This window comes from Curtobacterium sp. BNK-1 (genome assembly GCF_048685235.1).
GTDB lineage: Bacteria > Pseudomonadota > Gammaproteobacteria > Enterobacterales > Enterobacteriaceae > Pantoea > Pantoea agglomerans.
In genome coordinates this window covers 2,156,831-2,180,202 of record NZ_JBLQTJ010000001.1, presented here as the reverse complement: position 1 = coordinate 2,180,202, position 23,372 = coordinate 2,156,831, and the positions used below count along the sequence as shown (strand labels likewise).

The 23,372-nt window shown below is 53.0% G+C and carries 28 protein-coding genes; 15 read left to right on the top strand and 13 right to left on the bottom strand.

All coding sequences use genetic code 11. From position 1 onward, the window contains the following. Positions 1 to 21 precede the first annotated feature (21 nt). The 4 genes from fliI to fliF are packed head-to-tail and all read right to left on the bottom strand — an operon-like array spanning position 22 to position 4,799. Positions 22 to 1,383 (bottom strand): flagellar protein export ATPase FliI, encoded by a 1,362-nt coding sequence (fliI, locus tag ACMGGP_RS10420; RefSeq protein WP_010247655.1) that lies wholly within the window; start codon positions 1,381 to 1,383, stop codon positions 22 to 24. Beyond that, the gene (gene fliH / locus ACMGGP_RS10415; RefSeq protein ID WP_010247652.1) at positions 1,383 to 2,078 is read right to left on the bottom strand and encodes a flagellar assembly protein FliH; all 696 of its coding nucleotides are present in this window, start codon (positions 2,076 to 2,078) and stop codon (positions 1,383 to 1,385) included. The genes fliI and fliH overlap by 1 nt, the downstream gene beginning before the upstream one ends. Continuing rightward, positions 2,071 to 3,063 carry a flagellar motor switch protein FliG gene (gene fliG / locus ACMGGP_RS10410; protein ID WP_003854483.1) on the bottom strand — a complete coding sequence of 331 codons (993 nt, stop codon included), beginning with the start codon at positions 3,061 to 3,063 and terminating at the stop codon, positions 2,071 to 2,073. Before fliG ends, fliH begins: the two co-directional genes overlap by 8 nt. Further along, on the bottom strand, positions 3,060 to 4,799 hold the full coding sequence (gene fliF, locus ACMGGP_RS10405; RefSeq protein WP_191918444.1) for a flagellar basal-body MS-ring/collar protein FliF: 1,740 nt from the start codon (positions 4,797 to 4,799) through the stop codon (positions 3,060 to 3,062). Before fliF ends, fliG begins: the two co-directional genes overlap by 4 nt. Positions 4,800 to 5,031: 232 nt before the next feature. Here fliF and fliE point away from each other — a divergent pair, with 232 nt between their 5' ends. Both fliE and ACMGGP_RS10395 read left to right on the top strand, forming a co-directional pair. After that, positions 5,032 to 5,343, top strand: coding sequence for a flagellar hook-basal body complex protein FliE (fliE, locus tag ACMGGP_RS10400; protein ID WP_003854485.1), 312 nt, complete (start codon positions 5,032 to 5,034; stop codon positions 5,341 to 5,343). A gap of 223 nt (positions 5,344 to 5,566) precedes the next feature. After that, positions 5,567 to 5,908 carry an STY1065/STY2022 family phage-derived protein gene (locus ACMGGP_RS10395; protein WP_061901353.1) on the top strand — a complete coding sequence of 114 codons (342 nt, stop codon included), beginning with the start codon at positions 5,567 to 5,569 and terminating at the stop codon, positions 5,906 to 5,908. Positions 5,909 to 6,085: 177 nt separating this feature from the next. Here the strand turns inward: ACMGGP_RS10395 and ACMGGP_RS10390 are convergent, their stop codons facing one another. Continuing rightward, positions 6,086 to 6,442 (bottom strand): hypothetical protein, encoded by a 357-nt coding sequence (locus ACMGGP_RS10390; RefSeq protein WP_263054082.1) that lies wholly within the window; start codon positions 6,440 to 6,442, stop codon positions 6,086 to 6,088. Between the two features lie 468 nt (positions 6,443 to 6,910). Here ACMGGP_RS10390 and ACMGGP_RS10385 point away from each other — a divergent pair, with 468 nt between their 5' ends. Next, positions 6,911 to 7,798: a glycosyltransferase family 17 protein gene (locus tag ACMGGP_RS10385; RefSeq protein WP_064691423.1), complete on the top strand. Its 888-nt coding sequence runs from the start codon at positions 6,911 to 6,913 to the stop codon at positions 7,796 to 7,798. Positions 7,799 to 7,836: 38 nt separating this feature from the next. Here ACMGGP_RS10385 and ACMGGP_RS10380 read toward each other — a convergent pair whose 3' ends face one another. Next, positions 7,837 to 8,037 (bottom strand): hypothetical protein, encoded by a 201-nt coding sequence (locus ACMGGP_RS10380; RefSeq protein ID WP_010247636.1) that lies wholly within the window; start codon positions 8,035 to 8,037, stop codon positions 7,837 to 7,839. 318 nt (positions 8,038 to 8,355) lie between these two features. Here ACMGGP_RS10380 and ACMGGP_RS10375 point away from each other — a divergent pair, with 318 nt between their 5' ends. After that, positions 8,356 to 8,604 (top strand): hypothetical protein, encoded by a 249-nt coding sequence (locus ACMGGP_RS10375; protein WP_498798407.1) that lies wholly within the window; start codon positions 8,356 to 8,358, stop codon positions 8,602 to 8,604. Between the two features lie 65 nt (positions 8,605 to 8,669). Here the strand turns inward: ACMGGP_RS10375 and ACMGGP_RS10370 are convergent, their stop codons facing one another. Beyond that, positions 8,670 to 9,302, bottom strand: a complete 633-nt coding sequence (locus ACMGGP_RS10370) for a helix-turn-helix domain-containing protein (RefSeq protein WP_498798406.1) — start codon at positions 9,300 to 9,302, stop codon at positions 8,670 to 8,672. A 136-nt stretch (positions 9,303 to 9,438) separates the two neighbouring features. On the opposite strand from ACMGGP_RS10370, the gene ACMGGP_RS10365 reads away from it, so the two are divergent. The 3 genes from ACMGGP_RS10365 to ACMGGP_RS10355 all read left to right on the top strand — a co-directional run bounded on the left by ACMGGP_RS10365 (position 9,439) and on the right by ACMGGP_RS10355 (position 10,568). After that, complete coding sequence (locus ACMGGP_RS10365; RefSeq protein ID WP_010247627.1) at positions 9,439 to 9,822, top strand: hypothetical protein; 384 nt, start codon at positions 9,439 to 9,441, stop codon at positions 9,820 to 9,822. Beyond that, complete coding sequence (locus ACMGGP_RS10360) at positions 9,809 to 10,150, top strand: hypothetical protein (protein ID WP_010670838.1); 342 nt, start codon at positions 9,809 to 9,811, stop codon at positions 10,148 to 10,150. Before ACMGGP_RS10365 ends, ACMGGP_RS10360 begins: the two co-directional genes overlap by 14 nt. A 151-nt stretch (positions 10,151 to 10,301) precedes the next feature. Beyond that, complete coding sequence (locus ACMGGP_RS10355; RefSeq protein WP_010670837.1) at positions 10,302 to 10,568, top strand: hypothetical protein; 267 nt, start codon at positions 10,302 to 10,304, stop codon at positions 10,566 to 10,568. A 38-nt stretch (positions 10,569 to 10,606) separates the two neighbouring features. Here ACMGGP_RS10355 and ACMGGP_RS10350 read toward each other — a convergent pair whose 3' ends face one another. Continuing rightward, on the bottom strand, positions 10,607 to 10,846 hold the full coding sequence (locus ACMGGP_RS10350) for a DinI-like family protein (RefSeq protein ID WP_003854508.1): 240 nt from the start codon (positions 10,844 to 10,846) through the stop codon (positions 10,607 to 10,609). Positions 10,847 to 11,020: 174 nt separating this feature from the next. Between ACMGGP_RS10350 and iraP the strand changes: the two genes are divergently transcribed. Next, positions 11,021 to 11,320: an anti-adapter protein IraP gene (gene iraP, locus ACMGGP_RS10345; RefSeq protein ID WP_010247621.1), complete on the top strand. Its 300-nt coding sequence runs from the start codon at positions 11,021 to 11,023 to the stop codon at positions 11,318 to 11,320. A 202-nt stretch (positions 11,321 to 11,522) separates the two neighbouring features. Here iraP and ACMGGP_RS10340 read toward each other — a convergent pair whose 3' ends face one another. Beyond that, complete coding sequence (locus ACMGGP_RS10340) at positions 11,523 to 11,846, bottom strand: DUF6388 family protein (RefSeq protein WP_008926858.1); 324 nt, start codon at positions 11,844 to 11,846, stop codon at positions 11,523 to 11,525. Between the two features lie 254 nt (positions 11,847 to 12,100). Here ACMGGP_RS10340 and yedD point away from each other — a divergent pair, with 254 nt between their 5' ends. Continuing rightward, positions 12,101 to 12,574 (top strand): lipoprotein YedD, encoded by a 474-nt coding sequence (gene yedD / locus ACMGGP_RS10335; protein WP_122888753.1) that lies wholly within the window; start codon positions 12,101 to 12,103, stop codon positions 12,572 to 12,574. A gap of 100 nt (positions 12,575 to 12,674) precedes the next feature. Here yedD and amyA read toward each other — a convergent pair whose 3' ends face one another. The 4 genes from amyA to fliD all read right to left on the bottom strand — a co-directional run bounded on the left by amyA (position 12,675) and on the right by fliD (position 16,454). Further along, positions 12,675 to 14,156 carry an alpha-amylase gene (gene amyA / locus ACMGGP_RS10330; protein WP_061901356.1) on the bottom strand — a complete coding sequence of 494 codons (1,482 nt, stop codon included), beginning with the start codon at positions 14,154 to 14,156 and terminating at the stop codon, positions 12,675 to 12,677. Between the two features lie 101 nt (positions 14,157 to 14,257). Continuing rightward, the gene (gene fliT / locus ACMGGP_RS10325) at positions 14,258 to 14,623 is read right to left on the bottom strand and encodes a flagella biosynthesis regulatory protein FliT (RefSeq protein ID WP_010247612.1); all 366 of its coding nucleotides are present in this window, start codon (positions 14,621 to 14,623) and stop codon (positions 14,258 to 14,260) included. Beyond that, positions 14,623 to 15,030 carry a flagellar export chaperone FliS gene (gene fliS / locus ACMGGP_RS10320; RefSeq protein WP_010247609.1) on the bottom strand — a complete coding sequence of 136 codons (408 nt, stop codon included), beginning with the start codon at positions 15,028 to 15,030 and terminating at the stop codon, positions 14,623 to 14,625. Before fliS ends, fliT begins: the two co-directional genes overlap by 1 nt. Before the next feature lie 8 nt (positions 15,031 to 15,038). Then, the gene (gene fliD, locus ACMGGP_RS10315; RefSeq protein WP_167430278.1) at positions 15,039 to 16,454 is read right to left on the bottom strand and encodes a flagellar filament capping protein FliD; all 1,416 of its coding nucleotides are present in this window, start codon (positions 16,452 to 16,454) and stop codon (positions 15,039 to 15,041) included. Between the two features lie 334 nt (positions 16,455 to 16,788). Here fliD and ACMGGP_RS10310 point away from each other — a divergent pair, with 334 nt between their 5' ends. The 6 genes from ACMGGP_RS10310 (at position 16,789) to ACMGGP_RS10285 (ending at position 23,360) form a co-directional block, all read left to right on the top strand. Beyond that, positions 16,789 to 18,099, top strand: coding sequence for a FliC/FljB family flagellin (locus ACMGGP_RS10310; protein WP_167430279.1), 1,311 nt, complete (start codon positions 16,789 to 16,791; stop codon positions 18,097 to 18,099). A gap of 158 nt (positions 18,100 to 18,257) precedes the next feature. After that, the gene (gene fliB, locus ACMGGP_RS10305; RefSeq protein ID WP_498798405.1) at positions 18,258 to 19,460 is read left to right on the top strand and encodes a flagellin lysine-N-methylase; all 1,203 of its coding nucleotides are present in this window, start codon (positions 18,258 to 18,260) and stop codon (positions 19,458 to 19,460) included. Between the two features lie 305 nt (positions 19,461 to 19,765). Further along, positions 19,766 to 20,734 (top strand): HNH endonuclease signature motif containing protein, encoded by a 969-nt coding sequence (locus tag ACMGGP_RS10300; RefSeq protein ID WP_010247595.1) that lies wholly within the window; start codon positions 19,766 to 19,768, stop codon positions 20,732 to 20,734. 144 nt (positions 20,735 to 20,878) lie between these two features. Then, on the top strand, positions 20,879 to 21,601 hold the full coding sequence (locus tag ACMGGP_RS10295; protein WP_003854529.1) for an RNA polymerase sigma factor FliA: 723 nt from the start codon (positions 20,879 to 20,881) through the stop codon (positions 21,599 to 21,601). A 50-nt stretch (positions 21,602 to 21,651) separates the two neighbouring features. Beyond that, entirely contained in the window at positions 21,652 to 22,155 is a 504-nt protein-coding gene (gene fliZ / locus ACMGGP_RS10290; protein WP_010247591.1) for a flagella biosynthesis regulatory protein FliZ, read from the top strand. Positions 22,156 to 22,373: 218 nt separating this feature from the next. Further along, the gene (locus tag ACMGGP_RS10285; protein WP_159226502.1) at positions 22,374 to 23,360 is read left to right on the top strand and encodes a D-cysteine desulfhydrase; all 987 of its coding nucleotides are present in this window, start codon (positions 22,374 to 22,376) and stop codon (positions 23,358 to 23,360) included. Positions 23,361 to 23,372: the final 12 nt, after the last annotated feature.

Below are 23,372 nucleotides of genomic sequence, written 5' to 3'. Positions count from 1 at the left end.
ACCTCGCGTTAATTCGTGTGACTAGCCAAACAGCGCATGCAGATGCAGGCTGGCGTCGTCGTAATCACTGCGCTCAAAGATGCCCTGTTGCAGGAAGGCTTCCATCTGCGGATAGAGCGTGATTGCTTTATCAAGCATTGGATCACTGCCCGCGGCATAAGCACCGACGCTGACCAGATCGCGGTTACGCTGGAAGCTGGAGAGCAACTGCTTAAACTGGCGCACCCGCGCATAGTGGTTCTCATCGATCAGCGAGGTCATCGCACGGCTGATCGAGGCTTCTATATCAATGGCCGGATAGTGACCCGCTTCGCCCAGCCGACGCGACAGCACAATGTGGCCGTCGAGAATGGCGCGCGCGGAGTCGGCGATCGGGTCCTGCTGATCGTCGCCTTCGGTCAGGACGGTATAGAAGGCGGTGATTGAGCCGCCGCCGTCGATGCCGTTACCGGCACGCTCAACCAGCGCAGGCAGTTTGGCAAATACGGAAGGCGGATAGCCTTTGGTGGCCGGCGGCTCACCAATCGCCAGGGCGATCTCACGCTGCGCCATGGCGTAGCGGGTCAGGGAATCCATAATCAGCAACACATGCTGGCCGCGGTCGCGAAAGTCTTCTGCGATACGCGTGGCGTAAGCGGCACCCTGCATACGCAGCAGCGGCGAAACATCGGCCGGGGCGGCGATCACCACCGAACGGGCGCGGCCTTCAGCGCCGAGAATGTTCTCGATAAAATCTTTGACTTCGCGGCCACGTTCGCCAATCAGACCGACTACGATGACGTCCGCTTTGGTGTAACGCGCCATCATGCCAAGCAGCACGCTTTTACCCACGCCCGAACCGGCGAACAGGCCCATACGCTGTCCGCGACCGACCGTCAGCAGGGCGTTGATCGCTCGCACGCCGGTATCCAGCACGTCGGTGATCGGCGTACGCTGCAGCGGGTTAAACGGCGGGGTGTTCAGCGGCGCGCGATAGCCGGTATCCGGAGACGGCAGGCCGTCCAGCGGTCGCCCGCTGCCATCGAGTACGCGGCCCAGCAGTTCCGGCCCCAGCATCATCTGTTTGCCTGCCTGCGGGTTCTCTCCGTTCTGGCGCGCATAGACCCGCGCACCCGGTAAAATGCCGTCCACTTCTTCCAGTGGCATCATCAGCAGCTTCTGACCGTTGAATCCCACCACTTCGCTTTCGATTTCACTGATGGTTTTGCCATCGTTGCGTTCGATTACGCAGGTCGCACCCAGCGGCAACTGTAAGCCGGTTGCTTCCAGCACCAGGCCGGTGGCGCGGGTCAGGCGGCCATAACGGCGCACCGGCTGCACCTGGGCGATGCGTTTCTCAAAGGCATCGAGCGAGCCGAGCCAGCGATTCAGACGAGTGGTCATTACAATTCTCCCGGTGCGGCAAGACGGCAGAGTTCCTGCCAGCGCGTCGCGACGCTGGCATCCAGATCGCCATCTTCTGCGCTGAGTTTGCAGCCGCCAGGATGCAGGGTGCTGTCAGCGATCAGCCGCCAGCCGTGCAGATCCAGCGTCGGCCCCAGGGTCTGCTCAATGCGTTGTAAGTCATCCGGGTGAACGCGCAGTTGCGGTTTGCCGCTGAACATCGGTTCCTGCTGCAGTAACCCCTGAATCTGGCGCAGCAGGGCGGTGCCATCCACCGTGGTCGCCTGACCAATCACCGAACGTGCCGCTTCCAGCGCCAGTTGCATCAGACGGGCCGCAATCACGCTGTCCAGCGATTCAAGCGTGTTCTGGAACTCGGTTACCAGCTGCTGCATACGCGCCTGAAGGGGCGCCTGCTGCTGCTGGGCATCGGCGAGACCCTGCTGAAAACCGGCGTCGTAGCCGGCTTTCTGGCCTTCGGTCACACCCTGCTGATAGCCTTCGTTGTAACCCTGGCCCTGTGCCTCTTTGCGCATCTGCTGCTGCAGGCGTTCGAGCTGCTGTTGCTGCTCATCAACGCCATCTTCAGCTTCGTAAATTTCTGGCTGCAGCTCCGGTTCAGCAGGCTCATCGAAACGGCCTAAATCCGTGGGCTGCCACAGCTGCCAGGGGCGCGCAGAAAATGCATCAGACATAAGTTTCCTCGCCACCACCAATCACCATCTCGCCTGACTCGGCCAGGCGGCGTACCACCAGCAGGATCGCTTTCTGTTCGTTTTCCACTGCGGACATACGCACCGGGCCACGGTTGGCCAGATCGTCGCGCAGGATATCCGCCGCACGGGCTGACATGTTTTTGAGGAACTTCTCGCGCAGTGGCTGTTCGGCACCTTTCAGTGCAACCAGCAACTGCTCGGACTCCACTTCCTGCAACAGACGCTGGATGCTGCGGTCGTCCACTGCCACCAGGTTTTCGAACAGGAACATCTCGTCGATAATTTTCTGCGCCAGTTCGCCATCGAAGTCGCGTACGGCTTCGATAACCGCCTCTTCCTGCTGCGTTTTCATCAGGTTGATGATCTCGGCTGCGGTTCTCACGCCGCCCATCTTCGCACGCTTGAGGTTGGTGCCATCCAGCAGGCCGTTCAGTACTTCTGTCAGTTCGGCCAGCGCGGCTGGCTGGACACCACCGAAAGTGGCGATACGCAGCATCACGTCGTGACGCAGACGTTCGTCGAACAGCGCCACAATATCGGCGGCCTGGGCACGCTTGAGGTGGACCAGGATGGTGGCGATGATCTGTGGATGCTCGTCGCGAATAAGGTCGGCAGCAGCCTGCGGCTCCATAAAGTTGAGCGTTTCCATGCCGCTGGTGGTTTCGCGCGTTTCGAGAATGTCCTCCAGCAGGCTGGAGGCGCGCTCTTCGCCCAGTGCCCGGGTCAGCACCGAACGCAGGTATTCGTTGGAGTTCAGGCTCAGCGCCGCGAACTGCTCAGCATCCGCTTCGAACTCACGCAACACTTCAGTCAGCTGTTTATGCGACACCTGACGCATGTTGGCCATCGCGCCGCTCAGGTGCTGGACCTCACGCTGGTTCAGGTGTTTGAAAACTTCCGCGGCGCGCTCTTCGCCAATGGTCATCATCAGGATGGCGCTTTTTTCGGTTCCGGTCAGACTCATAGCTCTTTACTCATCCATTCGCGAATTACCAGCGCTACAACGCGCGGATCGTTTTCTGACATGTCGCGGATGCGTTGACTCATCACTTCTGCGCTCATGCGGTTGTTAGACTTACGTTCCTGATCCAGCTCATCTTTGCTGAGCTGCACATTAAAGGCTTCTTCTTCCGGTTGCTCAGTCGCACGAGCGGCAACGGCTTCCGCGGCGGCTTTCTCTGCGGCCTGCTTGCGAACCAGGTGCGGACGAACCAGTTTGCGGTAGAGGATGAAAGCGACCAGGGCAATCAACAGCCACTTACCGGCGTTCATCAGCTGATCAAAGAACGACTGCTGTTGCCAGAAGGGCAGATCGGTGGTCACTGGTTCAGTGGTGTTGAACTGCGAGTTCACCACGTTGATGCTGTCGCCACGGTTCTGGGAGTAGCCCATCGCTTCGCGGGTCAGATCTTCAATCTGCTTCAGCTGCTGTTCGTTCAGCGCAACCGCTTTGCCTTTATCATCTGCACGGAAGTTCACCACGACCGCCACCGACAGGCGCTGTACGTCACCAACGTTGACCTTGGTATGACGAATGGTGCGATCCAGCTCGTAGTTCACCGTGTCGTCACGACGCGAGTTGGTCGGTCCGGCACTGGCCGCTGCGGTGCTGGTGGTCTGGTTAGCGTTATTCGCCGCGTTGTTCTGACCGTTAGCATTCTGACCATTGGCGTTCTGGCCATTGGCGGCAGTGTTGTTCGGCGTCGTCACCGGCGCAGTGTTAGCTGGCGCAGGCTGGTTAGAGAGCGCGCCCGGCACGCCGCCCGGATAAGGGCTGCCTGACTGGTCGCTGGTGCTGGTCTGACGTGAACGAATCGCTGAGTTCGACGGGTTAGCGTTAGGCTGATATTTCTCGTCGGTCTGCTCGGCGGTGTCGAAGTTAATCTGCGCGGTAACCTGCGCATGCACATTGCCCTGACCGAGAATCGGATTCAGGATCGCTTCGATACGTTGCTGGTAACGTGCTTCAACTTCAGAGGCATACTTAAGCTGTGCATCATTCAGGTCGCGACCGGCGGAATCAGAGCGGGTCAGCAGGCGACCGGTCTGATCGACCACGGTGACGTTGCCCGGCGGTAAACCGGCGACGCTGCTTGAGACCATGTGGGCGATGGCCTGAATCTGGCCTTCATCCAGCGCACGGCCAGGCTGCAGGGTTAAGGTGACAGAGGCGGATGGCGCTTTCTGCTCACGCACAAATAAGGTGGGTTTTGGCATCGCCAGATGAACACGGGCGCTTTTAACCGGGCCGAGTGATTCGATGGTACGAGCCAGTTCGCCTTCCAGCGCGCGCTGGTAGTTAACCTGCTCGCTGAACTGGCTGATACCGAACTTCTCTTTATCGAGCAGCTCAAAACCCACCGAGCCGCCTTTCGGCAGACCCTGCTGAGCCAGACGCAGACGCAGCTCATGCACGTTCGCTTCCGGCACCATCAGCGCGCCGCCATTTTCGGCGAAGCGATAAGGGATGTTCATCTGCGTCAGCTGCGTGACGATGGCACCGCCATCTTCATCTGTAAGGTTGTTATAAAGGACGCTATAGCTGGGCTGCTTCGCCCAGAGCACCATCGCGATCACTATCGCCACAACGGCGGCGGCAGCGACGATTAAAGGAATACGCGGATTTGCGCGCAGGCGAGCGAGCAGGTCACCGAAGCCTTTCTTTTCTTGTTCTGTTGTGGCGGCTGTACTCGCATTCATGACCGTTTCCTGCCTGACGTAATTGACCGGGTAAGTTGAGATGGCAAAACAGACTCCCTGACCTGCGTAGATAAAATTTCCACTTCAATGCCAGGCATTATTAGGTGATAAGCAAAATTCGATGCCTGGATAAGGTAGGGTTTTTGATGTCATTTAGCGGCTTTGTCTCATTGACAACGTGCTAACTTTTGCTCACATCAAAAATGTCATCCTCTTTAATAAGGTATCGTTCATGTCCATTCAGGCAATTGATGGCGTACTGCAGCAGCTACAGGCGACCTCACTGCAGGCCAGCAACCGCAGTAGTGAAGCCCCTAATCAGATCGATTTTGGTGCAACTATGAAAGCGGCGCTGGATAAGATCAGCGAGACGCAGACCACCGCCCGCACCCAGGCGCAGGATTTTGAGATGGGTAAACCCGGTATCGCGCTTAATGATGTGATGGTCGATCTGCAGAAATCGTCGATCTCAATGCAGATGGGTATTCAGGTCAGGAACAAGCTGGTGTCGGCGTATAGCGAAATTATGAATATGCAGGTTTAGTGAGCTGATTCCGCTGAACAAGGCACGCCTGCGTGGAAGTGGATTAGGGTAGTGGGTTGCCAGCATCAAGGCCGATCCCTTTGCTGAGTCTATGACCCTGTACTGGCGATAATACAGGTGTCATTGACTATACTGCTCTTTATTACGAGCCGTGCAGCAGGGAACTCACTCTTCGGTGCAGACGACCCGACCCCTCATCACCCATCAGCAGGACGCCAGCCCAATGCTAAAAAAACTTATCCTTATCGCATCGTTAATCAGCTTATCGGTTCCAGCCTTTGCTGCCACGCAGTGCGGGCCGTTCTATCTTAAATCTGACAAGAGCGGCTGGTTCTCAGTGAATGGAGAACGCGCAAAAACGCAGAAAGTCACTTTTGCGAAAGAGAAGGGCGATTACGACAACGCGACCGTCAAACTGCTGGTGAAAAACAGCAAAGCGCCGGGGATGGTGGATATGGAGCTGACGAACCGTGAGGGCAAAGGGCTATTAAGAGCTGAAATCGTCCGCACCAGCCAGAGTCAGATCCGCATACGAGGTGCCTATGATTGCGAACCGGCTAAATAGGCTGAGCTTTGACTGCCCACTCCTGAACATGGCATAGCCCGGAAGCGGGCGTGATAAAAGCCTTAGAATAGAAGAGTGAGAAAGATTGTCAGGCAAGCGCGTGCGCTCTGGCTGGTCTGACAACTTATTCTGTCTCCTGGTCGTCCATCCTGCATCACATTCATGCCGACGCGGCATTTAACGTGATGTTTTGCACCGCGCGATCATCCCTGAAACTGCTGTGCTGATATCTGATGCTTTTGGAGCATAGTAAAATGTCGCACTGGTCTGATGATGGCTGAACTTTGCAATTTCAACCCAGGCCACGGTTTCATCATCCTGCTCAAGATTATATCGCTTCGTGCCATCCGGCAGAGGTTCATCCTGCTCCAGATAGAGTCTTTGATCCTGTGCCGCTACGCTAAGGCAGGATTCAACCTGAAAAGGATGACCGTCGAAATAAGCGGTTTTTGTTGTCGGATGTAATCCAACCCGTCCCATATCTACGCATCCGCCCAACAGACTTATGCTCAGGGCAATAATGATCTTCTTCATGAACGAAACCATCATAGTTATTTTGTTGACCAATAATATCCGGATATTGATCGTGTGGCTCATTTTAATTAAAAATCTGCGCTTGATATTGCTAGCGTTACGGACTAAATGTAACATTCTTCGCAACGGATTATGATGTAAGCAACGAGCATAAACAAAAGGTAGCCGCATCAGATGACTCACGCTGCCTGCTGGTGTTAACCGTTGTCAGGTGAATGTCAGGTAAATATCACTCTGAATGGTTGCTCATCATATCGTTAGTCTGCTTTGTGGCGGATGCCCGAAAATCATTACCTGCAGCCTTTGTTAGCCAGTTTATTATAAACACGGAAAGTTTTACGCAGTACATTACACACACATCAGGTTCATTAAAAATCGGCCTCAACAAAAGGCGTTATACCTCTGTTGTGTTACGCATGCTGAGGTGTCCTGATGAAAATCCTTACTACTTAAGTGCCTCTGAATACTATGATTTATGACTGTTTTTTATACTACGATGAAGATATCTTGCTTGAGATGCGTCTGAACACGCTTGAGCATGTTGTTGATCGGTTTGTCATTGTGGAATCTCGCTATACCTTTACCGGAAAACGCCGGGAAAAGCTTCATTTTGATATTGAGAAGTTCGATCGTTTCCGCGATAAAATTATTTATATTGTTAACGATATTGCGCCCAGATTTTATCAGGAAGCCTTTAAATCGAATAGTTCTGTGGTTAATGCGGGAGAGACAGATCCCTGGGAAAATGAAGCCACTGCACGTAATCAGATTATGCAGGGGCTGGCCGGCGCGCAGGATGATGATATTGTTATTGTGTCAGACGTCGATGAAATTCCCCGACCCGAGGCGATAAAAGCATTCAGTCATCAACATCTTTGCACGACGCTGCATCAGCAATATTTCAATTTTAAATTTAATGTCCGGGTTTTAAATGACGACGGCACACCGCGCTGTGCCACCCTGGCAAAAATGGTGACCTGTAAAACGCTGCGAAACTTTTTTATGGGACAACCGGAATTGCTTCGCAATGTTAAGCGTCGTGGAACACCGATACGCGAGAACTGGTTGCGCTGGAAGTGGCTAAATTTCCGGACGAAAACCATTAAGAACGCAGGATGGCATTTTTCCTGGGTAATGAGCGATGAGCGCATCAGTGAAAAAATGTCTTCGATTTCTCATACCGAACGTAACTGTCCCGAATTTAATAATCCGGATCACATACGGCGCTGCGTTGAGAACAATATTGATATCTGGAATCGTCCGCGAAGGATGGAGATAGTGCCGGTAACATCCGAACATTTTCCAGCCTGGCTGGTTGAAAATCAGTACCAGCTTGCCGATCTCATTAAATCTTAACGCTGACCAGCGCGCCCAGCGGGCGCGCCTGTCGCACATCAGCTTGCCTTGTAAGGATCTTTTTTGTCATCCTGGCTGTCATCATTTTTGCGCGGCACTTCGCCATGATCTTTCGGCGCATCAGTGGCGGGATGATCATCTTCCTCGTAAGCATTACCAGCGTTTGGCGCGGCTTCGGGCAGGCTTTTGCTGACATCACCTTCTTTCTTACGTTCTTCATTCGTATTGTGTTTAAACATAACTCTCTCCTTTTATTCCAGTCTCTTAAGTTTAGACCAGCACTGACATCCCGCATGCGCAGCGGATTAAAGAAGAAAAAAAGCCCGCCAGCGGCGGGCTAATCGGAGTTTCTCTCATACTGAACACGTCATTTTTCGATGTTTGGGTGTGTACAGCAGGTTCATGCTAACCGGGAATCCCTGATGCAGTAATGGACAAATCTGTCATATCGCTTGCGGCAGGTCACATTCCCGTCGATAAACAGATCGATAAATAAATTCGATTGAAAGGATTAGCAAAAGGCATATAGTGGCCTGCGTTACCAGGAGATAGAAATTATGTTAAGAGACTATTTAAAGATTGAAGCTGAAGATCAGTTAATCGAACAAAGCTCGCTGAGCCTGAAAAATCGTGGTCAGGAAGAGGTCACCGAATGGATTATTGTAAATAGCCAGGGAGTTAAAAAAGGCGGCGTAACCCTGTTCGATAAACTCAGTACCCGCCGCTCATGGCCCGTGAATTACCGCATTATGCAGACCGATTTGCAGGGCAAAGTGGTGGTAGATCAACTGACCGATGCCCTGTAGTTGTCCGGCTATAAACTCAGCCACTGTTGTACGATGAAAAGTGAACCCGCGCACGGCGGGTTTTTTTATGGCTGGCGGTAGCGTCGCAGTTCCACCAGCGTACCAATCAGCTTCAGGCTGTCCCGGCTGGATTGCAGCTCAGGGAAGTTGATATTGACCGGTGCCAGTTCAAACTGCATGACGCCATTATCACTGCCGCGCTGACGCCAGGTGCGTAGCAGCACGACCTGTTGCTGCAATGCCAGCACGCAGTCGCCGGGCTGAGGTGACTGCCTGGGATCGATGATCACCACATCATTCCGCAGAATCGCGGGCGTCATCGCCTGTTCTTCCACCCGGATGGCAAAGCTCTGCTGTGAAAGCGCCATGTCGTTGTGCATCAGCAGTTCATGCCGGACGGAACCGGCCTCGCTCAGCCATCGCGGCACGTCGCGCTGTGCAAGCAGTGGGATCTGGTGCAGACCACTCCAGGCGCTTTCGCTGAAAACAGGACCATCCCCATCTATCAGAAAAGCCGGTGCGCAGCCCAGCGCTTCTGCGAGCCGCAGCAGGTTCTCACCGCGCGGCAGCGTCTCTTCTTTTTCCCATTGCGAAATCGCCACATGGGACACTTTTACCTGTTGCGCCAATTGCTTCTGCGTTAACTGCAGCGATTTACGTCGGAGTCGGATGCGGTCACCCAGCGTTTCGTTTTTCATAAGCTTGACTTTTTGGTTGAGAGTGACTTAAGTATACTTAAGCCTGGTATTTAAGCAATCTTAAATTTCATGCGGGGGACGTGGCTAAGCAGCACGCAGTAAGTTCCAGAGACCTTACCGTACAAAGGGGTGTGGCATGGAAAGTAGTCTGATTACCAGTATGGGTGCGTTAGTTCTGGGTGGGGGGGCAGCAGCACTGTTCTGGAAACCGTTATTGGCGGGAATTGCGTCAATCGTTACCAGTAATCGAGCCGGCGGCGAAATTATTACCAGCTACAAAGAGCAGGTGGTGTTGCTGAAAGAGAGCAACCTGCTGATACGGGAGGAGAACGATGAATTACGCGAACGGCACGACAGGAATCTGCGGCGTATCTCGACACTCGAAACCGATCTTCGGTTAATCAAGAATGCGGTAGGGATTTTACTGGCAATGACCGAAACCGATCAGAACGATAAATTTCGTAATGAGATTGATCGGCTTATCTCAACTCTGGAGGATCGCAGTGATGGCCACGATTAATAGCACTAAGGCACCTATGTCTTACCGGCGCAAAGTTATTCTCGGCTGCGTATTGCTGAGCTGTTCGATGATTTGCATCCTGATGACGATCATTTTTCTCTACGTCAGTAACACCGCAAACAAGCGGGTCGAGGAGATTCGGGCGGATTACCGCTTAATTGCGGCGCGGCGTGATGACAGAGTGGAGCTGCTGACCGATCAGGTTGCAGCAATACAGCACAAGCTGGATGCAATACCGGATCGCATAGCCGACAAAACGGTCATAAAAGTCAAAGAGGTCGTCACTGAGAGTGAGGTGCCAGCCGTGAAATCCGGTCATAAACCATAACTTCCGATTATTCTTAATGCGGCTTCGCTATTATCGACTAGTTTTAAATATCCGGGCAACATTTTGTACCTGAATGCAGGCCCGCTGATTGGCCGGTTGATGAACCGCTAAGCCTACTCACTTTGGATAAATGACCAGAAGGAAATTTAGCATGAGCGATTCAACAGAAACCAAGACCAAAACTGAATATCTGCGTGACGTGACTTCTCAGCTAAAAGAGATGCGTCACTATGCTCAGACCAACACCGAAACCCTTTCCAGCCAATGGTTAGCGTTTGATGCGGGTGAGTATAAAGACAAGACCAACGCCGACCGAATCGATGCGTTGCTTAATAAGCAGGGTAAACTGCTGGAAGATCTGGATGCCGCGATTCAGGACATCGAGATTGAAGTTAATCACAGCGAGCAGGAGAGCTAAGTCATCTCCCGCTAACTGATGTGGTGGCCGTTAAGGGATTAATCGGCCACCAGCCACATTTCCGCTTCGTCGAACATCTCTTCAACAATCCGCGCAACCGTCGCTTTATCGTTCTTACTCAAATCAGTATCAATCGCGTTACGTTCCATCGGCTTGACCTTAACTTCAATGTCAGGGAACACCCGATGCACCCGCTTTTCCAGCTCCTCACGAATCATCTCGCGAGCACCCGGTAAACCGGCAACGTTGCGCTTGTCATAAATCAACTCAACAAACATGATGGCAATCCATTCAGGGCAAAATCGCTGACATATAATACTGTAAATAAAAACAGTAGCAAGGCAGCGCGCCTGATTTCGTGTAAATTTTTATCTCGCATAAACCTCAATCTTCGACTAGCAAAATGCGCACGCATCGCGACATAATGGCGGCTTACTTTTAGGAGGTCCGCGATGCGACAACTGGTAATTGATATTCTGCTAAAACTGGCAAAGATGGACGTCGATGCAAAAGAGTTGACGGCGCAGCTTGAAGCGCAGTCCCTGCTGGTTGCGGCGCTGCTGGTGCAGGCGAAACAGGACAACTCGCTGACTATTTCAGAAACGGTGCAGGATGCCATTGTTACCGCTTCGCAATCTTCGACCGAGTTTCTGCAGTCTGATGTGGATCTGCTGCTGACGCATATTAATCGTCTGCTGGCGGTAGCGAGTTATGTTGAAGTAAAGGGTAAAGCGACGGAAGGTGAAGGGTAGGGGCGGATAAAAAAATTCGCCTCTGGAGGTGGAATTGAGACAACACCTGCAGAGGCAGTGCATCAGCACTATTCGTTAAAGGACAATCACGACCTGAGTCGCACGCCGAAGTTATACACTTTCCCCCGGTTAGTACAATTTTATCTGCAGTGCCGGAACTGGTTGGAGGTGTTTGCAATATACAACTTCAGCGCGGCCCTGATTAAAGCTCGTTTTTGATGCAAAACTCTTCCCAGCTCATCCCCAGCGACTCAGCATGAGATTTGAGATAAGTCTCGATAGCTTCAGCCGCCACCGCTTTATCCGGCTCAGCGAGCTGAATAGAAAAGATCATTCCATCCAGATTCTTCTGCCGCAAAAAGGCCGCATAGATGCGTTCGGCATGCCATTCGCGCAGCTGTCGCAGTGACAGGTTAGCTGCACGGGCGTCGCTCTCCGTTAATTCATCAAGTGCAGACTGAAAGTCGGGATGCGCGGTAAAAAACATCTCGCGCGCCTGGGCATAGTAGGCTTCTGGCGTTTTCATATTCATATTCCTGAAAGTCTGTTGCAGCGCGTCAGTGTAGCGGGTTGTCTTCCGCTTGTCAGGCGTGACAAAGGCGGGGCTTTGCATCAGTTCAGCCTCTGAACTTCCGGTCAAAAACCTGACCGTGGAGCTCACTGCGGGATAAATTCTGGCGCAATCAGGGTCTGCGTGGTGTTTGAACACCCAGATACCTTGCGCAACGCGGTGGAAAAATTATAACGTAGCCGCCATTGATGGGATCTTAGGGATTAAACATGAAAAAGTGGATGCTGATTGCCGCGCTGGCACTGAGTGGCTGTGCACAAATCAACGATTATGAGAATGCGGTGCAAACACCGGCGCCCGCTGAACTGCAGGGAACCTGGCAAACCGTCGGCGCACAGAGCAGCCTGATCAGCGATAAGGCGATAGCCAGTGTGATCATCAATGCGGATGGCAGCACGCTGGACTGCCGTCAGTGGATGCGGGTGATTGCGAAGCCGGGCAAACTGACCCGGTTAAGCGGCGATTATGTCAATGTAACGCGTCAGGTGCGGGTGATGCCGCTGGTCGTGGAGAATGGCGAGCTGAGCTATGACAGGATGACCCTGCGTAAAGTGGCGCGTCCGACCGTTGAGTGTCAGCAGGCACTTGACGAGGTGGCGAAGCAGCCGAAAGCCGCGGTGATTCAGAACATCGAACCGCAACTGCTGCGCACACCGATTACAGAAAATAACGCGAAGTCGTAACGGCCGACCCATAACAAAACCGCCCCGACGGGCAGAGCGCACTTTACGCTTCTGTCTGCCGGGGCGGTTTTAGTTTTGAGTCATTTCTTCTGTAACGAGCTTATTCTGCAACCACCCAGACGCTGACACTGCCACCGTTACAGACAAAGACCGCCGTGCCGTGCTCGTCGGCAGTAATGGTCTCTTCACGGTTACCCAGATGATCGCGCCAGACCTTGCCAGCAAAACCTTCTCCCATCGGCACGCTTTTCTCACCGGCATCGCCGTTCGACATGATCACCACACAGCCTGGCTGTGTTTCGGTGCCGCTGCGGCTGAAGGCCACGCAGTTTGGGTGATCAAAATAGTCGGTCTGCACACCCCAGCCATACTGCTGGCGCGCCCGGATCAATCCTTCCAGTTCAGGGATCACCGGCATCTCAATTTTGTGCTTCTCGCCGTCGCCGCCTTCATCTTCATAGGTCGCCCCGAACAGATCGGGATAGAAGATGGTGGGCACACCCTGCTCACGCAACAGGATCAGCGCATAGGCCAGCGGTTTAAACCAGGCTTCTACCGGTGCTTCCAGCGACTGCAGCGGCTGGGTGTCGTGGTTAGCCACGATCGTCACGGCATGCCACGGATCAGCAACCACCAGCGAGTTAGCAAAAATCTGGCTCATGTCGTAGGCGCTGCCCGCGGTTGAGGCCTGGTGGAAGTTCATGTGCAGTGGCGCATCAAACAGCATGGTTTTGCCTTCTACCTGATGCACATACTCCTGCAGCTTCTCCGTTTCAAACGACCAGTATTCCGCGACGATAAACATCGGCTCCTCAGCAACCTCCTGAATATGGTCAATCCACTCTTTATAGAACCAGGCCGGGATATGTTTTACCGCATCGAGACGAAAGCCGGTGCAGGGCACCTGTTCCATCACCCAGCGCGCCCAGTATTTGAGCTCTTCCCTGACCGCGTTGTTGCGGAAATCGATGTTGGCGCCCATCAGATAGTCGAAATTACCCAGCTCGTTATCAACCTGGTCGTTCCAGCCTTCGGCGGTGTAGTCATTGATGATTTTGAATACGCCGTTTTCGTCCGGATTTTCGATGTGGTCTACGCCGCTAAAGCATTTGTGGTCCCAGACAAATTTCGAAAACTCTCCGGCGCGTGCCGGAAAAGTGAATTTCGTCCAGGCCTCGCACTCGACCACTTCGTCGTAGATTTCATCGCGGTTATCGGGATTGACGCGGTTAACGCTAATCGTCTCTTTTTCGTCGGCACCCATTTTGTGGTTGAGCACCACATCCAGCAGCACCCCAACGTTGTGACTGCGCAGGGCTTCTGTTGCCGCCAGTAACTGCTGTTTGTCGCCATATTTGGTGGCAACACCCCCTTTCTGATCAAATTCACCCAGGTCAAACAGATCGTAGCTGTCGTAACCGACAGAATAGCCCCCCGAATCCCCTTTGTAGCACGGTGGCAACCACGCCATGGTGATACCTATTTCGCTGAGCCAGGCCGCACGATCGGCGACTTCCGGCCACAATTTGCTGCCATCCGGGTAATACCAATGGAAAAACTGTAATAACGTTGGGTTTTGCATGTACCGCACTCCAGGGGATGATGAAAATCAAGTATGGAGTAAGCGGCAAAAAAGAGACGCCGCGCAGAAAAATAAATCTGGCGGCGTGACAGAGCAGGGGATCAGGAGAGGGTTTCGTGCGGCACCATAACAACGCCGCCTTGATTGCTATAAGCGGACATCACCGATTTCTGGCGACTGTTCTGACCCACCAGTGAGGCCAGCTCATCCATCCGCGCCTGCAGCAGACGTTTCACTTCACATTCGTTATCGAGAATACGGCGCAGCACCGGACGTAACTGCTCCTGAGTCTGTGCCGACGGCGACACGGCTTCTGTCGATTGGGCTAAGTTCTGCACCGCACTGACATACTCCATCTCCCTGCTGATCAATTCATCCCATTCGCCTTGTGCTGCATGACGCAGCATTCCCTGGCTGAGATCGAGTAACTGTTGGTAAACGGTAATCAGATGCGGTGCAGTAGTCATTAAACGGCGTCCTGAATCAGGTTAGGTTGAACCACTTCTTTCCACGCGTCAGCAATGTTGCGCAGCAGGCCTTCGACCTCCTCGACTGCTGCAACATCATTGTTCAGGTTGGCATGCAACAGGCGACGCGTCATGTAGTTGTAAAGATCCAGCAGATTATCGGCCAGCTCATCACCACGGTTTTCAGTCAGGCCCTCTTTCAGGCCGGCTTCGATAATATTGATCGCTTTGGAGATCGAGTTGCCTTTGCCTGCAATATTGCCATCCTGCATAAACAGGCGGGCGCGGATTAACGCGCTCAGTGCACCGTCGAACAGCATCACAACCAGCTGCTGCTGGCTGGCGCTCATCACGGCGCTTTCTACGCCAATTTTTGCATAGGCTTTGGTGCCTGTAGCGCTGTACATGGTCACTCCTATGATTTATTAGAACTTGAGGTATCGAACTGCTGCGTCAGATACGTACTGGTCGAGTTGAGTTTACTGATGGCCAGATCCAGCTGGGTAAACTGTGTTTTATAACGTGCGATATCCGCATCAATGCGATCGCTGGTGGTGTTATACAGGGCCGTTAAGTTATTCAGTGTTTTGCTGACGCCATCGGTAGCGGCCTGAACAATCCCTTTAGACGACAACCAGCCCGTGACGCTGGTCGCGATTTTGGTGGTAATACCGGTGGTTTTACCGTCGCCCACGATCATCTCTTTCACGCCTGCGGCATCTTTATCCAGCGCAGCACTGACCTTAGTGGAATCAATTTTCAGTGAACCGGTCTGTGGGTCGGTAGTGATGCCAATCTGCCCCAGTGATTTGTAGGATGACGAGCTTTGCGCGTTGGTCAGCATGCTTTTCAGCTGCGTCTCAATCGTCCGTAACGTGCTGTCGCCGATCAGGGCGCCATTGCTGGCGTCCTGTGAATCCGTGTTGGTATCCACTTTGGTGTATTTGGTCAGAGTATTGAACTGATCCAGCAACGAATTGTAGGCATCCACCCAGCCGCTGATCGCGCTGGAGGCTTTTGAGGTGTCTTTGGTAATCGTCAGCGTCTGAGCGCCAGTTGTCTGCGCGGTCAGATTTAAGGTAATCCCTTCCAGCGCATCGCTAATCTGGTTGCTGCTGTTCTCAATCGCAACGTTGTTAACCGTGAGCTGGGCATTCTGCGCTTTCACGCTTTCTGTCATCACATTGCTGCTGGCGCTGGCGTCAAAGCCCACAACGCCCTGCAACGTGCTGTCGCCGGTGACGGCGATGGTAGCCACTGCATTGTCGCTGCCGGTTTTATTGGCATTCATGGAGAGGCGGAAGCTACCGTCTGACACCTTAATAATGGTGGCGGTGACGCCGGCATTGGCGCCGTTGATGGCGTCACGCATACCGGTCAGCGAGGTCTGATCGCTGGAAAGCGTCACGCTTTTGCTTGATCCATCTTTTAAGGTAATCGCAATGCTGCGGCTGGCCACAGAGCTATCGCCCAGTGCGGCAGTGTTGCTAGTCTGCACCGACGAGGTCAGGACCTGCGCCTGTGCCAGCTGAGTCACATTAATCGCATATTTACCGGCCACGGTGCTGCCAGAGGTGGTGGCGCTGAACGCCGTCGAACTGCTGGCCGCGGTGGTCGAGGTAAACAGGTCCGCACTGTTCAGCTTGGTGTTTGCGGTCTGGAAAGTCGTCAGTGAGCTTTTCAGGGTGGCATAGGCACTGAGCTTGGCGGTATAAGCCGTCTGCTGCGTTGAAATAGGTTTGAGTGACGCTTTTTCAGCGGTGGTCAAACTGTCAAGCATGGTACTGAGTGGCAGGCCGGAGCCTACACCGAGGTTGCTTATACTAGCCATGTTAATTCCTTATAAGGTCGACAGAAAATTGATACCTGGGTTATCGGCCTTGAATAAGGAAAGTTTAAGGTTATTTGCCTTAGGGTAATGAGGTAAATAAGCACTATAGAGAAGGGTAATTCAGCGGCTAGAAAATTAATGAATTAAGTCTAAAGAAGTTCGGGCGAGTGGCGATAACTTAAAACGTGACAGGTTGAAGCAGAAAAATTCGCCTGGTACTAAAAAAATTCTAAAGGTTGTTAAACGGCAGACGATAACAACTTTGACGGCGCTGAAGCCGGCGGGTTGAAGCCCACACCTTAACCGAAAGACTTGATTAACAGGAAAATTCATCATGGCCCAAGTCATTAATACCAACAGCCTCTCGCTGATCACTCAGAACAACATCAACAAGAACCAGTCAGCTCTGTCTACTTCAATGGAGCGTCTGTCTTCTGGTTTACGTATCAACAGCGCGAAAGATGACGCTGCTGGTCAGGCAATTGCCAACCGTTTCACCTCTAACATCAAGGGCCTGACTCAGGCTGCTCGTAACGCTAACGACGGTATCTCTGCTGCGCAGACTACGGAAGGCGCGCTGTCAGAAATCAACAACAACTTACAGCGTGTTCGTGAGCTGACTGTACAGGCTCAGAACGGTACTAACTCTGATTCTGACAAAACCTCAATCCAGGACGAAATCAAATCACGTCTGAGCGAAATTGACCGCGTATCGGGTCAGACTCAGTTCAACGGCGTGAACGTGCTGGCTAAAGACGGTAAAATGTCTATCCAGGTTGGCGCTAACGATGGTCAGACTATCGACATCGACCTGAAGAAGATTGATTCTTCTACTCTGGGTCTGGCCGGCTTCTCAGTATCAGGCAACGCACTGAAAGTCAGCGATTCTATCACTCAGATTACTGGTGCTGCTGCAACTGCACCTGTTAAAGTTGACCTGTCAGCTGCTGCAACTTCGTTGAGCACCGCAACCGGTAAAACTGTAGATGCATCAAGCCTGAGCCTGCATAACACCCTGTCAGCCACTGGCACAGCAACAGCTGATTTCGTTGTACAGAGCGGCAGTGATTTCTACTCAGCCTCTATCAACCATACCACTGGTGCAGTGACTCTGAACAAAGCTGACGTTGAGTACAAAGATACCGACAACGGTTTAACTACCGCAGCGACTCAGGCTGATCAACTGATTAAAGTTGGTACAGACTCAACTGGCGCAGCTAAAGGCTTTGTAACCTTCCAGGGTAAAAACTACGCAACAACAGTAGGTACTGCTCTGGCTGATGACAACACTAAAACTGGTACCGATAATAAAGTCACTGTTGAGCTGTCAACTGCTACTCCAACTGCTCAGTTCGCTGGCGCGGCGTCTGCAGATCCACTGGCACTGCTGGACAAAGCTATCGCGTCTGTCGATACTTTCCGTTCAAGCTTGGGTGCAGTACAGAACCGTCTGAACTCAGCGGTAACTAACCTGAACAACACGACGACTAACCTGTCTGCAGCACAGTCTCGTATTCAGGATGCTGACTACGCAACTGAAGTTTCCAACATGTCTAAAGCGCAGATCGTGCAGCAGGCTGGTAACTCAGTATTGTCTAAAGCGAACCAGGTTCCACAGCAGGTTCTGTCTCTGCTGCAGGGCTAATCACCCAACTTATAAAAGACAAACCCCGCTTCGGCGGGGTTTTTTTATGCCTGCGATTAGCCTGTTTTTGCCCTGTTTCTCTGCCAATCAATCTCCCCGCGTTCCTTTATCCTCACATTAAGACTCTTTTTTAAATGCCTTTGTTGAGCAGGTAAATAATGAAAAATATTACTGTCGTGGAACCGCTCTTTGTCAGCGCCTTCAAATGTATTGGCAGTGAGTGTCGCGATCACTGCTGCAAAGGCTGGGATATCAATCTGGATAAGCCCACGGTCAGGCGCTATTTAAAATCCTCTCAGATTGAAATCAAAACCCTGGCGACCGAAAACATCGTCATTACCGGAAAAAGCTTCGCCAACTGGGGCACCATGAAGCTGAATTCATCTGGCAACTGTGCTTTTATGGGTAAAGACCTCCTGTGCAAAGTGCACGCCAGTCTGGGCGCCTCCGCCCTGAGCAATACCTGTGCCACCTATCCTAGGAAGTCCAGGATTTTTAAAAATGAGCAGCAAAAAAACCTGGTGCTTTCTTGTCCAGAGGCGGCACGGCAGTTATTAGCGGCACCTAATGCAATGCTCTTCGCCCAGGCCCTCAGGCCTCAGGCTGAAGCTAATAAGGCCAAAGATCTCGATCAGCAAAAGAAGCTGCTGAATCTGATGTGTCTCAATATTGTTAAATTGAGCGGTGAGAAACTGGATGAGGCTCTTTATGCGCTGGCCACTTTTTTGCTGGGCGCTGAAAGAGTAAGCCAAGGCGAGGATTGGCTGGTAGAGATGGAGAATCATTTTTCTGACGTACTCAACACTCTGGCTCAGGGCAAGATCAGGCAGCAGCTAGATGATATTAGGCCCGACTATAATCTTCAATGGTCATTACTCATGCGTTTGCAGTCATGGTTAAGCACTAGGGAAGGTAAACGCGCCTTTTCCACCCTGAATCACTACGTTAATAAGCTGATTTACATTCAGGCCGAAGGCGCCAAAACCGACGACGTCAGTCAGTCGATGATCCGGCTGGACAACGTCTGGCAGAAGCAGGTTATGCCCTGGCTCGCTGAGCGCCCGTGGATAATGAACAACTATATTCAGTACCGCATTTATGATGAATTTTTCCCTAATGACGAGAGTCGCAGCCCGTTACTGAGCTTATATCTTCTGACGGCAGAATGGTTCCTGCTTAAATCACTGATTGCGGCCAATGTTGAGTTGGTCGGAACCGTCAGTGAAGAGGATATTATTAATATCATCTACAGCTACCACTCAATAACAAAACATACGCCACAATCGGTGATGGCGTTTCTGGCCGAGATTGATAAGGTCAAGGTCAATGACGATTTGTCGCTGATTTACCTGCTTAAATAATCTGAGGCGATGCAGCTTCGCATCATCGGCATCGCCCATTTGTCCCTGATAGCTACGGGCGGGCATTAGCTAATTGCTGAAAGAATTGCAGCTGGTGTGCTGGCTTATTTTTATGCCAGCAGCTCCAGGCAATGCAACGCAATTTAACACCCGCTTCCTTCAAACCGGTTTCCTGACCACAACCTTGCAGGCTGCCTGTCTCTCAATCCCAGGCAATCCCCCCAGCCCGTTACAGTTCCCCTCCAGACTGCCGATAACTCCTCACAGAACAACATCATTTTTGATTTTAACTTTGTGGAGTGTCTATGCGCTTCAATTATGACCTGTTACCGGGTGAGCGGTTGACCTTTGAAGAGATCGCCCGGCGTTATGCTCTGCAATACCCTGATGATAAAGAGCTGACGGCGCGCGCCTTGCTGAGTCCGTCAACCGGGCTGCGTACGCTGAAAATCCGTGCGGTGTTCGCGCAGGAAGAGAGCAACAGCCCGCTGGAGGATCTGCTGTTCATCTCCCATGACAACGAACGTAAAAATTACCTGCGTCGCTTTGAGCACTATCTTAAGCAGAATCTCTCCTTCCTCTATTTCCGTCGCAGCGATAGCGAAAAGCGCGACAACCTGTGGAAGGTGATGGGCAGCAGCCAGGTCTTCGCGATGATCGATCCGCAATCCGCCACGGCACAGAATCTGCTGAACAGTCGCGGCTACAAACTGGTGCTGATGCATCAGGATGATGAAGACGCTTACTGGCAGCTCTTCAATCCACAGGCGGATCCCTGTTTTCCGCAGTCGCAGCGCATTCAGTTCATCGTGGTGCTGAGTACGCCGCAGCACAAAGTCCCGGCGGCGGTGATGCCGGGAACTGAGGTCGGGCGTCGTGTCAAAGCCCGGGTGCTGCAGCGCGCCAGCCAGGCGGAATTCAGCGCCGGTGTCAAAGCCCGCTACGGCGCCTGTGTGATGACCGGCACCGAGCTGACTGAACGGCATAACTGGCCATGGGTGGAAGCCTGCCATATCGACACACAGGAAGGGGATGACGGTGTACTGGCAGATAACAGCATCGATAACGGCCTGTTTTTACGCAGTGATTTGCAGCGGCTGTTTATTAACCGACTGATTAGCATTGATGGTGAATCGGGCGAAATTCTGGTGCATCCTGGCGAGGAGGCGCAGCAGCATCTGGCGCCCTGGTATCAGGAACTGGAAGGTCGCGTCTGCAGCCTGTGGGCGGCAGTGCCGCCCGCCACCCGGCAACGGCTGCGCGCCCGTCGTTAATCTTCACTGAAGAGTGCAGAAGGATCTGCACTCTGAGGTAACAAAAATGAAATAGCCTCGTTTTACCCCGCCTATTCAGCCAATCGAAAACGCTACAGAATTGGATAATCATGCCGATAACTTCATTAACGCAGGGTAGTCAACGTGAACGATTTCTATACCGCCGAAGGCGTGATGGACAAGCATTCGCTCTGGCAGCGCTACGTGCCGCTGGTGCGCCATGAAGCGTTGCGTCTGCAGGTTCGCCTGCCGGCCAGTGTTGAGCTTGACGACTTGCTGCAGGCGGGTGGGATAGGGCTGTTAAATGCCGTAGAGCGTTATGACGCGCTCCAGGGTACAGCCTTTACCACCTATGCCGTGCAGCGTATTCGTGGCGCCATGCTCGACGAGCTTCGTAGTCGGGACTGGGCACCGCGCAGTGTGCGTCGTAATGCACGCGAGGTGGCCGGAGCAATGCACAGAGTGGAACAGTCGCTGGGGCGTTCTGCCTCTGAGCAGGAAGTGGCGCAGCAGCTGAATGTTTCCATGGAGGAGTACCGGCAGATCCTGCTGGACACCAACAACAGTCAACTTTTCTCCTACGACGAGTATCGGGAAGAGCACGGCGACAGCGCGGAGCTGGTGACGGAAGGCCATGAAGAGGCTAATCCGCTTCATCAGTTGCTTGAAGGGAGTCTGCGTGAGCGCGTCATTGAAGCGATCGAAGCGTTACCCGATCGTGAAAAGATGGTGCTGACACTGTACTACCAGGAAGAACTGAACCTGAAAGAGATTGGGGCGGTGCTTGATGTGGGTGAATCCCGTGTCAGCCAGCTGCACAGTCAGGCGATTAAACGCCTGCGTGCCCGACTTGCGGGAGCGCGCTAGCAGTATCAGTTCCTGGCGATTCAAAATTATAAAAAACCGGGGACTCAGTAATGGGAGCCAAGACCAAGGCCAGACCGTTAAGTCGTTATCTTAAAGACTATAAACACAGCCAGAGCAACTGTTCACACTGTGGCAAGGTATTAGATCGAATGGCGCTCGTTTTTCGTGGCCAGATCATCAATAAAGAGGCCATCGCTCGGATGGACCAGATGATTGATGAGCAGCTGTGGCTGAAACTTCAGCCCGAACTGACCGCGCTTTGTCGTTTTTGCAGTGATATTTTTTGTAATACCCATCCTAATTACTTCGACATAATGGCGTTTAAACAGTATCTGTTTGAACAGACAGAGATGAGCCCCAGCACAATTCGTGAATATGTGGTGCGGCTGCGTCGTCTGGATGAGATGCTGAAAGCCAGAAATTTCCCGGCCGACAGGCTTCAGGGAAATAGCTGGCATCAGTGTCTGGAAAGCGATCTGCCCGATGCCGGTAATAACAATTACCGCATCGCGCTGCGCAAGTACGATCAGTTCTTAGGCTGGCAGCAGGGTTAACCCTGATCTGCACCGATTGCTCCTCCGCGTGCCTGCGGCACGTTCCCCTTTTGCCCGCCAGCCGGGTAAAAGGGAAGGGGGAGCACGGCGCTTCTTTCTCCTGCATCTTCCATTATGCATCTGTCTCACCGCATCTGCTGACACCTGAATCAGGGTGATCCTTTTCGCATCTTCTGCAACACTGTAAGGATAAATTGAATGCCCGAACGGAGGCAGCATTGTCTTTACATCTGTTACACCAATTCCCACGTCTTGAACTGCTGGGCGCACCCACGCCGTTAGAACATCTGCCACGGCTCTCTGACTACCTGGGTCGCGATATTTTTATTAAACGCGATGATTTCACGCCGGTGGCGATGGGCGGCAATAAGCTGCGCAAGCTGGAATTTCTGGCGGCGGACGCGCTGCGTGAAGGCGCCGATGTGCTGCTGACCGCGGGCGCTATCCAGTCCAATCATGTGCGTCAGACGGCGGCAGTCGCGGCCCGGCTTGGCCTGAAGTGCGTGGCATTGCTGGAAAACCCGATTGGTACCCACGCTGAAAATTACCTGAGCAACGGCAACCGTCTGTTGCTGGATCTGATGGACGCTGAAGTGATCATGGTGGATGCGCTGAATAACCCTGCGGAACAGCTGGCTGAACAGGCCACGCGTCTGGAAGCCCAGGGTTATCGTCCTTACATCGTGCCGGTAGGCGGTTCAAATGCGCTGGGTGCACTAGGCTATGTAGAGTGCGCGCAGGAGATTGCTCATCAGAGCGAGGGTGTGGTCGATTTCGCCGCCGTGGTCGTGGCCTCGGGCAGTGCTGGTACCCATGCCGGACTGGCGGTGGGTCTGGAGCATCTGCTGCCGGAGGCCGAGCTGGTGGGCGTCACCGTTTCACGCCAGGTTGAGGCGCAGTTGCCGCTGGTGGAGCGGCTGCGTCAGTCGCTGGCGGAGACGCTGGAAGTGCAGGCTAAGGCACCGATTACCCTGTGGGATGACTACTTTGCGCCGCGCTACGGCGAACCCAACGATGAAGGCATGGCTGCGGTGAAACTGCTGGCGCGGCTGGAAGGGATCCTGCTGGACCCGGTCTACACCGGCAAGGCGATGGCCGGACTGCTGGATGGCGTGAGCCAGAATCGTTTCCGCCGTGAAGGTCCGTTGCTGTTTATTCATACGGGCGGCGCACCGGCGTTATTTGCTTATCATCCTTCGGTCTGAGACAAGCGAATA